The sequence below is a fragment of the bacterium genome (assembly GCA_037147175.1).
Lineage (GTDB): Bacteria > Cyanobacteriota > Vampirovibrionia > Gastranaerophilales > UBA9971 > UBA9971.
This window is the reverse complement of the sequence record JBAWVS010000005.1, coordinates 1-12,924: the sequence shown is the minus strand read 5'-3', so window position 1 is coordinate 12,924 and position 12,924 is coordinate 1. Positions and strand designations below refer to the sequence as shown.

The 12,924-nt window shown below is 34.9% G+C and carries 12 protein-coding genes; 5 read left to right on the top strand and 7 right to left on the bottom strand.

Annotation, left to right across the window (positions count from 1 at the left end):
- Positions 1-44: 44 nt before the first annotated feature.
- Together WCG23_02165 and dnaA are read left to right on the top strand one after the other, a co-directional pair.
- Positions 45-404, top strand: a complete 360-nt coding sequence (locus WCG23_02165) for a YraN family protein (GenBank protein ID MEI8388669.1) — start codon at positions 45-47, stop codon at positions 402-404.
- A gap of 447 nt (positions 405-851) precedes the next feature.
- The gene (gene dnaA / locus WCG23_02160; GenBank protein ID MEI8388668.1) at positions 852-2,252 is read left to right on the top strand and encodes a chromosomal replication initiator protein DnaA; all 1,401 of its coding nucleotides are present in this window, start codon (positions 852-854) and stop codon (positions 2,250-2,252) included.
- A 21-nt stretch (positions 2,253-2,273) separates the two neighbouring features.
- On the opposite strand, the gene WCG23_02155 is transcribed toward dnaA, so the two are convergent.
- The 7 genes from WCG23_02155 to WCG23_02125 form a co-directional block, all read right to left on the bottom strand.
- Positions 2,274-3,002: a glutamine amidotransferase gene (locus tag WCG23_02155; protein ID MEI8388667.1), complete on the bottom strand. Its 729-nt coding sequence runs from the start codon at positions 3,000-3,002 to the stop codon at positions 2,274-2,276.
- A gap of 2 nt (positions 3,003-3,004) precedes the next feature.
- Positions 3,005-3,220 (bottom strand): hypothetical protein, encoded by a 216-nt coding sequence (locus WCG23_02150; GenBank protein MEI8388666.1) that lies wholly within the window; start codon positions 3,218-3,220, stop codon positions 3,005-3,007.
- Positions 3,221-3,372: 152 nt separating this feature from the next.
- Positions 3,373-3,780, bottom strand: coding sequence for a F0F1 ATP synthase subunit epsilon (locus WCG23_02145; protein MEI8388665.1), 408 nt, complete (start codon positions 3,778-3,780; stop codon positions 3,373-3,375).
- A 3-nt stretch (positions 3,781-3,783) separates the two neighbouring features.
- Complete coding sequence (gene atpD, locus WCG23_02140; GenBank protein ID MEI8388664.1) at positions 3,784-5,217, bottom strand: F0F1 ATP synthase subunit beta; 1,434 nt, start codon at positions 5,215-5,217, stop codon at positions 3,784-3,786.
- Between the two features lie 17 nt (positions 5,218-5,234).
- On the bottom strand, positions 5,235-6,689 hold the full coding sequence (locus WCG23_02135; protein ID MEI8388663.1) for an ATPase, T2SS/T4P/T4SS family: 1,455 nt from the start codon (positions 6,687-6,689) through the stop codon (positions 5,235-5,237).
- A 112-nt stretch (positions 6,690-6,801) separates the two neighbouring features.
- Positions 6,802-6,996: a hypothetical protein gene (locus WCG23_02130; protein MEI8388662.1), complete on the bottom strand. Its 195-nt coding sequence runs from the start codon at positions 6,994-6,996 to the stop codon at positions 6,802-6,804.
- 113 nt (positions 6,997-7,109) lie between these two features.
- The gene (locus WCG23_02125) at positions 7,110-7,325 is read right to left on the bottom strand and encodes a DUF378 domain-containing protein (protein MEI8388661.1); all 216 of its coding nucleotides are present in this window, start codon (positions 7,323-7,325) and stop codon (positions 7,110-7,112) included.
- A 351-nt stretch (positions 7,326-7,676) separates the two neighbouring features.
- Between WCG23_02125 and glmS the strand changes: the two genes are divergently transcribed.
- From glmS to WCG23_02110, 3 genes are all read left to right on the top strand, one after another.
- Positions 7,677-9,518, top strand: a complete 1,842-nt coding sequence (gene glmS / locus WCG23_02120; protein MEI8388660.1) for a glutamine--fructose-6-phosphate transaminase (isomerizing) — start codon at positions 7,677-7,679, stop codon at positions 9,516-9,518.
- A 422-nt stretch (positions 9,519-9,940) separates the two neighbouring features.
- Positions 9,941-12,373 (top strand): DNA topoisomerase (ATP-hydrolyzing) subunit B, encoded by a 2,433-nt coding sequence (gyrB, locus tag WCG23_02115; protein ID MEI8388659.1) that lies wholly within the window; start codon positions 9,941-9,943, stop codon positions 12,371-12,373.
- Between the two features lie 157 nt (positions 12,374-12,530).
- Positions 12,531-12,704, top strand: a complete 174-nt coding sequence (locus tag WCG23_02110) for a hypothetical protein (GenBank protein ID MEI8388658.1) — start codon at positions 12,531-12,533, stop codon at positions 12,702-12,704.
- Positions 12,705-12,924 lie beyond the last annotated feature (220 nt).

Genomic DNA, 12,924 nt, shown 5'->3' with positions numbered 1-12,924 from the left:
TTTTTTAAGATATTCCCTGCTAAAATAATGGAGAGGAAAAAATTATGAAACAACAGAATTTCTCAAAAGGCAAAGCGGGTGAAAACCTTGCTGTGAGCTTTCTTGAAAAACAGGGATTTAAAATAATAGAAAAAAACTGGCGTTTTTCGCGCATGGGAGAAATAGACATAATAGCTCAAGACAAAAACACCCTTGTTTTTATAGAAGTAAAAGCAAGGAGTTCAAATTTTTTTGGCAATCCTCTTGAATCTGTTGATGAAAAAAAATTTAATAAAATCCAAAAACTGGCTGAAATTTACTTAAGCCAAAATCCAAATAACAGCTACGAAGGCTTCAGGTTTGATTTAATTGGTATTTTGCTTAAAGAAAAACCTGAAATTAATTATATTAAAGGAATTTATTAAAAAGCGCTTTTTGCAAAAAAATATCAGAAGGTAACTACTACAAGTTTCGTTACCTTCTGATATTGATTATATTAGCTCTTTTTAACTTTAATTTAATTCGACAAAAGTATAATTTTTATTAAATATTTAAAAACCTAATAGCCTGCTGGGCGGGAATGCTATAGGTAATGCTTCTTAGCCGTATTCTGATGGTTTAAACACGCAGAATATTAATTAACGTGAATTGCCTGGATAATCAAAATTTACATAAATATTTGTATTGTCATTCTGAGGGCTTTAGTCCGAAGAATCTGTCCGAAAAAGTATTTAAGCTAAAATCCAAAAGGGACAGATGTTTCGCTTTGCTCAACATGACAATAAGAAAATTAATTGGCAATTAGAGTTTAAAATTTAATTTGGGCATGCAAAAAAATCGTATTAAAATAATAGAGAAAGAAAAAGGCAAACATGACTGAAGAATTAAAAACATGGGAAAAAATACAGGAAAAATTGGCAGAAGCGCTTGGCACTCCTGCTTATGAATCATGGATAAAACCCGTTAAATTCAATTCTTTAGATGAAAACAACCTTATAATTTCCACAAACAGCAATATAGCAAAAGAAAAGATTTATAAAAACTATCTTGACCTTATAAATAAAGTCCTTAAAGAAGTCACAGAAAAAAATATCAAACTCAAAATAAAAGTTGAAAAATTTGAAAATATACAACAAAAATTGAATTTTCCCGAATTATCAGACTTAAAACCTGAAAAAAAACCAAGAGAGCTGAAAGAGCCGAAGCAAAATAAAAATATTCCGCTCTCTGAAAACCAGATTGATGCACTAAAAAGTATTTCAAATAATTTAAACCTGAAATATACTTTTGACACGTTTGTGGTGGGCTCTCATGACAAATTTGCACATGCTGCCGCTTTTGCCGTTGCAAAATCCCCAGGAAGGGCTCATAACCCTTTATTTATATATGGAAGCTCGGGTCTTGGCAAAACCCATCTTATGCAGGCAATAGGTCATTATGTGCTTGTAAACCATCCTGATTTAAAAATCAAATACTTAAGCACCGAATCCTTTACAAATGAACTTATAAACTCTATCAGGACAGATAAAATGCCTGCCTTCCGCTCAAAATACAGACAAATGGATGTCTTGCTTCTTGATGATATTCAGTTTATTGAAGGAAAGGAAAACACGCAGGAAGAAATTTTTCATACTTTTAACACTCTTTATGAATCAGGCAAACAAATAATTATCACCAGCGACAGACCTCCAAAAAACATTCCCACACTTACGGAAAGACTCAGGAGCCGTTTTGAATGGGGACTTTTAGCCGATATTCAAATTCCTGATATAGAAACAAGAATTGCTATTCTTAAAAACAAAGTGGAGCGTGAGAACTTAAACGTTCCTGACGATGTTCTGGAAATTATTGCAATTGCCTATCAAAACAATATTCGCGAACTTGAAGGCGGCTTAAACAGGGTGATTGCTTACGTAAGCATTAATGACTGTCCTATGACGGTTGAATCCGTAAAAAAAATAATGAATTTCTCGGGTTCCGGAAAAAATTTAACTTTAGATAAAATAATCGAAATAACCGCAAATCATTTTTCAATGGAATCAGCCGATATTAAAGGGCAATCAAGAGCAAAAGAATTTTCTTATGTAAGGCAAATAGCTATTTATCTTTCCAGAAATCTGACAAACTCCAGTTTCCCTTCAATCGGCAACGCTTTTGGCGGAAGAAAACACACAACTATTCTTTATGCCTACGAAAAAATGAAAGAAGAAATTCAAACAAACAAAATTTTATCTGAAACAGTAAACGAAATTTCAAATAAAATTACTTCTTAACAGGATTGATATTAAAGCTTCTTAATATTTTCTGCCGACAGCTTTTTTATGCGCAGCCCACTCAATTTCATCATTAAGCGGCTCCAGTTCTATTTTTCCATGATTTCTTTCAAGCGAAAGCTTTATTAAATAATCTGTAAAATGCGGATTTTTTGGCAAAAACGAACCATGAAGATAAGTTCCGAATACATTATTATAAAAAGCGCCTTCTGTTTTGTCTTTCCCGTTATTACCATTGCCTACAACAACTTTTCCCAGAGATTTTGTTTCTCCCTGAAGATAAGTCAGCCCGCTATGATTTTCAAACCCGACAAGATTTTTTTCTTTTAAAGCAAAATCTGTTTTAACTGTCACATTCCCGATATATCTCGTATTTCCGGCAACAGTATAAGCATCTAAAAGGCTTATGCCTTTTAACTCATCTCCGGCATGGGGTTTATAATAATGCCCTAAAAGCTGATACCCGCCACAAATCGTAAGAAAAACAGCCATATTATCCCTTGCCTGAATCAAAGCTTCTTTTTGTTTTTGTAATTCCTCTGCTACGGCAATTTGCTGCTGATCCTGCCCTCCGCCGATAAAATAAAAATCATATAAATCAGGGTCAATTTTATCGCCCTGATGAATTTCATGGATTTCAGCATCTATATTTCGCCATAAACAACGATTAACAAAGGCAAGTACATTGCCTTTGTCACCGTATATGTTTAATAATTCAGGATATAAATACGCTATTTTTAGTTTTAACAATACTAAGCCTTTGTGTTTATTAAATTTGCCACCTTATCAATTGGTAGATCCACCTTAATATGGTCTTCAGCCAGAGCAGATTTACTAAAGTAAATTAGCGTCGCAGAATCAGTAGGGCTATAAAGTCTTTTTACATCATCAGGATTTACAAAATTATTTTTACCAACTTTTACTACTCTTCCAAAGCCTAGGTTTTGCATTCCCAAAGGTTTAATCATTTTTTCTTTCTCCTTTTGTTCAGTTAACAGCTAAATTTTCTTTCTAACTATAGAACGAACATAAAGAAAAAAATTAATATCTTTCAGCCGAAACATTAAGGAATTGTTACATTTTTTTGAAAAATTCCCACTTTTTAATTTACAAAAACAGGTTATTTAATTTTGGAAGCGGCATGGATTCTGGCAACTGCACGAGAAAGAGCTGCATTCGCTCTATCAGCATCAATATCTTTGGCACCTGTTCTTAAACGAGTTTCTGCTCTTTCTTTTGCTGAGTTTGCTCTTGCTACATCAATCTGTTCACCGAGTTCCGCCAAATCAGAAAGTATCGTAACCGCATTGTCTTTTACCTGAAGAATTCCGCCCATAGTAGAAATAAATTCTTTTTTGTTATCCTTAATATATTCGGTTACCCCAATATCAAGCGGTGTCATGTAAGAAATATGATCGGGAAGAATTCCGAATTCTCCTTCCAAAGATTGAGAATAAACAGCATCAACTTCTTCTTCAAGGAGGATTTTTTGGGGAGTAATTATTTTAAGATTTAATTTTTTTGGCATTTTTTATTCGCCTCTTGCCATTTTTGCGGCTTTTTCCTGAACTTCTTCTATTGTGCCTACCATATAAAAAGCCTGTTCGGGAAGCTCATCATGTTTGCCTTCAAGAATTTCTTTGAACCCTTTAATTGTATCTTCAAGTTTAACGTATTTTCCCGGAGTTCCTGTAAATGTTTCAGCAACAAAGAAAGGCTGACTGAGGAATCGTTGAAGTTTTCTTGCTCTTGAAACGGTGATTTTATCTTCTTCGGAAAGCTCGTCCATACCAAGAATTGCAATGATATCCTGCAAATCTTTATATCTTTGAAGTACCTGCTGAACACCTCTGGCTGTGTCATAATGATCATCGCCTATAATTCTCGGGTCAAGCACACGGCTTGTGCTGGCAAGAGGATCAACAGCAGGATAAATTCCAAGCTCGGAAATTTGTCTTGAAAGTACTGTTGAAGCATCCAAGAATGCAAATGTTGTAGCAGGTGCCGGATCGGTTAAATCGTCAGCAGGGACATAAATTGCCTGAACAGATGTGATTGAACCATCTTTTGTACTGGTAATTCTTTCCTGAAGTTCGCCCATTTCTGAAGCGAGTGTCGGTTGATATCCTACCGCGCTTGGCATACGTCCCAAAAGTGCTGATACTTCCGAGCCTGCCTGTGTAAATCTGAAAATATTATCAATAAACAATAATACATCCTGTTTTGCGGTATCTCTAAAATATTCCGCAACCGTAAGCGCACTTAAGCCTACTCTCATCCTTGCTCCAGGAGGCTCGTTCATTTGTCCGTAAACAAGAGCAACTTTATCGATAACGCCTGAGTCTTTCATTTCATGCCAGAGATCGTTTCCTTCTCTGGTTCTTTCTCCAACACCACCGAAAACAGAAACTCCGCCGTGTTCCTGGGCAATATTATGAATTAATTCCATAATAATAACTGTTTTTCCAACGCCTGCACCACCGAAAAGACCGATTTTACCGCCTTTCGGATACGGTTCAAGAAGGTCAATAACTTTAACGCCTGTCTCAAAAATTTCCCTGTCCGTATTTTGATCAATCAAAGTCGGTGCAGGTCTGTGAATAGGATAGTGATCTTCTGCCTGTATAGGCTCGCCTTCGTCTACAGCCTGACCCAATACATTTAAAATTCTTCCTAAAGTTGCGTTTCCTACAGGAACTTTTATCGGTTCCTGTGTATTTACAACTTCCATACCTCTTCTTAAACCGTCAGTACTTGACATTGCAACTGATCTTACTCTGTTTTCTCCCAGCAACTGCTGAACTTCTGTTACAAGATCAGGATTTTGCTGTCCGGGATATGCATTTTTTATTATAAGAGCGTCATAGATCTGAGGCAGTTTGCCTCCGGGAAATTCAACGTCCACAACAGGACCTATAACCTGTGTTATTAAACCTGTTGTTTTTTCTTCAATTACTGATGTCATAAGTACCTCTTAATTATCTATATAACTGTTAAATTCTTTTCAATAGATTTTATTACTTGAATTTTATCTTTATTCTCCACAAAAATCAAACAATTAACATTTTTCCTGAATTCATTAAATTCCTGTTTTTCGAGCTTATTAAACAACATTTCAATATTTTCTGCCAAAATCTCTGTAATAATAGTTTTTTGCGCATTTGCAAACAATGATAAATATTTAATATCATTAGCGCAAACAACTTCTTCAACATAAATTACATCGGGCGATTGAAAATCAATAAATTTTGCCGCTTTTTCAAAGTTAAACCCGACTTTTTCTTTTAATTCACACTGGGTTATTCCCTCTAAATCATACTTTGCAATAGATTCAACCGTCATTATGTTTTTATTTATTTTATCAAGCGAATTTAATATTGAATAAGCAATAAAACTTTTTCCGCTTAAACCAGGACCTGAGACAAGGATAATTCCTGATTTTTTAATGTTTTCTTCAAGAAATATTCTGTCATTTTCTTTCAAAGAAAGCTCGTTTACTGTTTCAGGATGCCTGTAAAGCTTTATTGTAATCCTTTCACCTTTTACTGAAGGGAAAGTAGCGATTATAGAAGTTATGCATTCTCCCGCTGCATCAGAAGACTTTGCCTGTAGTCTTCCCGAACGGATAAGTCCCTCTTCTGTTTGTTTTACTCCTGCTGCCGCCAAATAAAAATTAAATTTGCCAAGCTGAGGAACTTCATGGGCAGAAGGATCGAGCCCTGCTATAGATTTTAATTTGGAATTAAAAAGAGGGGTTAAAAGAAGAGGAATTGCTCCTTTTTCGTAAAATTGATTTTCTTTTTTAAATTTTATAAACTTGCCTTCGCCTGTATTCTCCAGAATTATTTCATAGACTTCTTCCAGAAGTGCCTGAAAAATAATGGCATTAATTACTTTTTCCGCCTGAAACTCATTTATAATTCCTGTATTAAGCTCATCTCTCCAGTCGAATTTTTTATTCACTTCAACTTCGTTTTCTTTAAAATCCCTAAAAAAATAAAACTTGTTTACAGATTCCAAAATAAGTCTTTCAGAAGATATTACAGGCTCAATCTGGCAGTTTACCGATTTTACAAGATTATTTAAAACAAAAAGATCTAACGGATCTGCCATAGCAATAGTTAAAACATCTTCTATTCTAAAAAGCGGAATTATTTTGTACTTTTTTGCATCTTCGGCGGAAATAAAACAAAGACACTGCTCGTCAAGAGAATAATCTTCAAGATTTATATACGGAATATGAAGGTTATTCTCTATAAATTTCAGTAAAGTTTCTTCAGAAAGCAAATTTTCACGCACCAAAACCTGACCTAGATGCAAATTGTTTAATTTTGACAATTCTTCCGCAGCGGTCAAATCTTCAAAATTCAAAAGTTTCTCTCTCACAAGGTCGTATTTGAGTTTTTCTATAGTTTTATTTGAAAAATATTCCTGCATAATAAAGTTATTTTATCATGCCAAACAAAAACAGGAGATTTTTTCTTTCCCCGTATTTTTTATAACAAATACTCGTGTTTGCTTCTCTTGCAGTAGTTAACAAAAAAAGGTTTTAACGGGCATAATTACCTGTGAGTTTGTAGCCCTGAATATTTAACATAATCTGAATAAGACCTGCTAAACCGACTATAGCGTTTATTAATCTGGCAACAAGAGGAATACTTTCGCTTGTTGTTGCTGCAAAGCCCCATGAAACTGCCGCCATAATAACTATGGCATAAGTAACCGTATAAAAATATCTCATCATGAGCTGTATTCTCCTTTTTTTAACCCTCTGTCAAAAACTGAGGGAATTAATAAAAAAATATAAAAAGACAGGGATTTTCATTTATTCCCTGTCTTTTCAAGTATTACCAATTTTTAGTGAGCAAAGCCTCTGGCAAATTTATGGTGTTGACTGCTAAGTATAATTTCCGTAACAGCAGATAACCCCACAAGCGAATAAATTATTCTGCTAAATGCTGTCATGTCTCCAAATAAAAATGCCACGAGATCAAATCTGAAAAACCCTACAAGACCCCAGTTTAAAGCTCCTATAATAATAAGAGCGTATGCAACAATATGTAAAATTTTCATAATATATCGCCTCCTTGTTAGTACAATAATAAGGACTTTTTTGTTTAATTTAAAGAGCATAAGGATGTATTTAAGTTTTATAAATTAGGCTGAAAGTCTTACATATAAGAGCCTATCTTGTTAAAAATATATAAATAAAGATTTTAGTATTCAATTCTTTAGTATTCTATTTCTTTATATAATCTTTAGTTGTAAAATTAAATTCTTTTGATATTCTTATCTTTAATAAGGGAAAGAGATCATAAGACTAAACGTCTTGTTACTGCTACAAAATCCCCTCGATTGAACTTAATTTTTATTAAAAGAGAAAAATTACACTCCATAAATTAAAAATACGAGGTATTAAAAATAGTGTGCGGAATAGTTGGTTATATAGGAAATGAGCCTTTAATCTCTTTTTTATTAAATGGTCTTAGCAAACTTGAATACAGGGGATATGATTCGGCAGGAATAGCAATCCATAAACAGGATTCAATAAAAATCTTTAAAGCTCAGGGCAAACTTGATAACCTGAAAAATATTCTTAAAGGCAACTCAAAAGACGAAGAAGCCTTAATCGGTATCGGTCATATAAGATGGGCAACCCATGGAGCTCCGAACGAAATTAATGCGCATCCCCATATAAGCAGCGAAAAAAAAGTTGCGCTTGTTCATAACGGGATTATAGAAAACTATAAAGAATTAAAAGAAGAACTGACCGCAAAAGGGTTTGAATTTCAATCGCAGACAGATACCGAAGTTATTGCACACCTGATTGAAGACTGCCTGCAAGATGCAAAAGATTTTGGACATGCCATAAGACGCGCTCTTAATAAACTTGACGGTGCTTATGCACTGGGAGTAATTTTCAAAGACTCTCCCGATACACTTTACGCAGCCAAAAAAAGTGCGCCCCTGATAGTCGGATTAAGCGACAAAGGAAACTACATAGCAAGCGATGTGCCGGCTTTGCTTGAATATACAAAAAAAGTGATTTATCTGAACGACTTTGAAATTGCGGAAATCAAAGAAAATTCCGTAAAAATCACAGATATGGACGGAAATGTTTTAGCAAGAGAAGCTGAAATTATACCATGGGAACCTGTTTCCATAAACAAAATGGGCTATAAGCATTTTATGCTTAAAGAAATTCATGAGCAGCCTGATGTAATAAGACAAACCTTGTTTAACAGATTAACGGGTTCATCAAATCCTATTCATCTTGACGAAGTAAAACTGAACGAAGAAAGCCTGAAAAATCTTGACAGAATCCAGATTATTGCCTGCGGAACTTCTCTGCATGCCGCCCTTGTCGGTAAATATCTTATCGAGGAATTTATAGGAATCCCTGTCGATGTTGAAGCTTCCAGCGAGTATATTTACAAAAGAGTTATTTCTAATAAAAATTCTCTCACAATAGGCGTTTCTCAGTCTGGAGAAACAGCGGATACGATTACGGCGCTAAGACTGGCAAAAGAAAAAGGCTCTCATATTCTTGTAATAACAAACAGACCCGATTCAACAATGGCAAGAGAAGCTGACAGCCTTCTTCCCATAAACGCAGGGTTTGAAGTGAGTGTCGCTGCTACAAAATCCTATACCGCACAGCTTTTGGCGTTTTATCTTCTTGCTTTAAGACTTGCTGAAATCAACAAAAGCCTTGATTCAGAAAAGCTTAAAGAATACAAAAAAGAACTTCTCCAGCTTCCTCATAAAGTTGAAATAATTTTAAACAACACTGAAGAAATTAAAAAATGTGCAATAAAATTCAACGCCTCAAAAGATTTTATATTCATGGCAAGAGGAATTAATTACCCTGCCGCTCTTGAAGGGGCTTTAAAGCTTAAAGAAATCAGCTATATTAACGCTACAGGCTATCCTGCAGGAGAATTAAAACACGGACCTATTGCCATGCTTGATAAAACAATGCCGGTTGTTTCAATACTTGTTCCGGGGAAAGTTCTTGAAAAAGTTCTTTCAAACAGCGAGGAGTCAAAGGCAAGAGAAGCTCGCATGATAGCTGTAACATCAAGCGATGATAAAAAACTTGAATCAATTTTCAGGTATATAATTAAAGTTCCGTATACTGATGAGATATTTTCCCCAATTTTGACAACGATTCCGATGCAGCTGCTGGCTTATTACATAGCAGAATTCCTCGGTAAAGATATTGATCAGCCAAGAAACCTCGCCAAGTCAGTTACTGTAGAATAAATCATTCGTTTTGTTCACGAGGATAACTCAATGATTTTCGTTCCGTGCTTCAGGGGCAAAGCTCCTGACTGTGTTGACCCCTTGGGTTAAGGTTTTTCTTTCTTTTGGTTCGTTTTCTCTTCTTTTTGCGTTCAAAAAGAAAGAAAATGAACAAGCGGAAAACTTAGAAAATCAGATGGAAATTTTAGCAGACATTATCTTATTACTTTAAACTGTGTTACATACTACAAAAAACTTAAACTTTTACCAAGTAAAAACTTGTGCATGGTATAATATTAGTGAGAGGATTTATCGATTATTAAGTATCTCGGGAAATCAAAAGTACTATTATCAGAATATAGCAGGAATAGTTATAAAAAAACATTCCTTAAATTAGAAAAAACAGGCATGTACAAAGAATTAATTTATATAAGGATTCAATAGTGGATACAACTATGACAGAAACATCAAATCAATATAACGCAAGTAACATTCGTGTGCTGGAAGGACTGGAAGCCGTAAGATTAAGACCCGGTATGTATATTGGTTCAACAAGCCAGAGAGGCTTGCATCACCTTATTTACGAAATCGTGGACAATTCTATTGACGAAGCTCTTGCAGGTTACTGTTCTGAAATAAAAGTAACCATTAATAAAGATGAAAGCATTACTGTTATAGATAATGGTAGGGGTATTCCTGTTGATGTAAAAGAAGAATCAGGAAAATCTGCGCTTGAAATAGTACATACGGTACTTCATGCGGGCGGTAAATTCGGAGATGGCGGATATAAAGTTTCCGGCGGACTTCATGGCGTTGGTGCCTCCGTAGTAAACGCTCTTTCCGAAAAAATGATTGTCGAAGTTTCCAGAAACGGTTGGGTTTATAAACAAACATATCTTAGAGGCGAGCCTACTTCTCCTGTTCTTAAAGAACATGAAACCACCGAAAGAGGAACAAAAACCACTTTCTGGCCTGATCCTGAAATTTTTACCGAAACTACGCATCTTGACAGGGATATTGTTTCAAAAAGACTCAGAGAAATGGCTTTTCTCAACAAAGGACTGAAACTCATTTTCAAAGACGAAGAAACCGAAAAAGAAAATGTGTTTTTCTACGAAGGCGGAATTTCAAGCTATGTTGAATATTTAAATAAAAACAGAGATGTTATCCATCCCGGTATTGCATACATTGATCAAACAAAAGACGATGTTCAAGTTGAAGTAGCTTTTCAGTATACGGAAGCCTACAATGAATCTGTCTTGAGTTTTGCAAACAATATAAGCACAATGCACGGCGGAACCCATCTTACCGGATTTAGAAACGCTCTTACAAGAGTTGTCAACGATTATGGAAGAAAAAATTCCATGATTAAAGACGGCGAAGAAAATTTATCCGGAGATGACGTAAGAGAAGGAATTACCGCTATTATAAGCGTTAAAGTTCCAAATCCACAGTTTGAAGGACAAACAAAAGAAAAACTCGGAAACAGCGAAGTTCAGGGCATTGTAAACAGTATCGTCCTTGAAGCTTATCAGGATTGGTTTGAACAAAACCCCAAATGCGCAAAAACTATCATTGCAAAAGTAATTCAGGCTCAAAGAGCAAGAGAAGCCGCAAGAAAAGCAAGAGAATTAACAAGAAGAAAAAGCGTTCTTGAAAATTCTACTCTTCCGGGAAAACTCGCTGATTGCAGCAACAGAGACCCTGAACAATGCGAAATATATATAGTTGAGGGCGATTCTGCGGGCGGTAGCGCAAAACAGGGCAGAAACAGAATGTTTCAGGCTATTCTTCCTTTAAGAGGTAAAATTCTTAACGCTGAAAGAGCCCGTATTGATAAACTTTACAATAATAACGAGATTCAGTCCCTTATTCAGGCGCTGGGAATAAGCATAAGCAAAGATGAAGATCAATTTGAGATGGAAAAATTGCGCTATCACAAAATAATCATCATGACAGATGCTGACGTTGACGGAGCGCACATTAGAACACTTCTTTTAACGTTCTTTTTCAGATATGCAAAGCCTCTAATAGAAAAAGGTCATATATGTATAGCACAACCGCCTCTTTATAAACTTACAATAGGCAAAAGCTCCGAGTATTTTTACGATGACAGAGCTCTTGATAAAGTTCTAAGAGGAAGAGGAGTAAACAATTTAAACCTGTTTGATTCTTCGAAACAAAAATCCTGTCAGGGAGAAGAGCTGGTCAAACTCATAGGAAACATGTCCAGCTACTACAGTTCCTTTAAAAATCCTATTATAAACGTCATTCCTGAAATTATTATAAGAGGATTAATAGGCTCAGAAGCCAAATCAGAACATTTTGAAACGCTTGAAACATTGGAAGAATTAAACGCTTTACTAAGCGAATATCTTACAAATCACGGCGTAACTTTCAGAACAAAATTGAAAGAAAACGAATCAGGCAAAAATTCGATTGTTGTATATACGGGGGATGAAGAAAATCCTGCGATTATTACAGCGCCGCTTATTAACAGTATCGAATACAAGAGAATTAAAGAAGCTTACCCTCAAATCAGATCATTTCTTCTCGAAGAAGAAACCAGCTTGCATCTTGTAATTGATGATAAAACAGACGTAACAATAAATTCTTTTGAAGAAATAAATAAAATAGTTGAAGAAAGAGGAAAAAAAGGTGTAAATATCCAGAGATTTAAAGGTCTTGGAGAAATGATGCCTCAGCAGCTCTGGGAAACTACTATGAATCCTGAAACAAGAACTCTTTTAAAAGTTGATATTGATGATGCGGTAGTTTGCGACCAGCTTTTTGACACATTAATGGGTGAAAGAGTTGAACCTAGAAGAGAATTTATCGAATCAAACGCAATGTACGTAAAACATTTAGATATCTAATTAAAAAATATAATAAAAAAGAGACGGTTTTCAAAACCGTCTCTTTTAATTTTAAATAGAAAATACAATGATTTTTATTTCTTCAAAGTTTAAACTATATATAAAAAATTGTTTTTAGAGATGCCCCAAAATAAGCTTAAACAAGAAGGCGGTCAATATGAGAAAAAGTATTCTAAAAATATCGACTGATAAAGACAAAAATAATATTAAACATTTAAAAAGCAAGGATCTTACAAACCGAAAATTGTTATTATTAGGTGGGACAAAAGGTGAAGATGTGCACCTGAAAAAAATCAAAAAAGATGATACAAATAAAAATTATTATACATAAATTTAAAAGCGACTTTTTATTAAACAAAAAGTCGCTTTTAATATTTTTTAATAATCTTAAATTTTAAAGACAGCTACCTGTTTTGCGAGAACTTCTGCAACACCTGCAAGGGTTTGAGAGTTTGCACTAATTTCTTCAAGACTTGCTGTCTGTTCTTCTGTGATGCTGGAAATCTCTTCTGCGCTTGCTGCCGTTTCTTCTGTTATCGCAGAAATGTTTT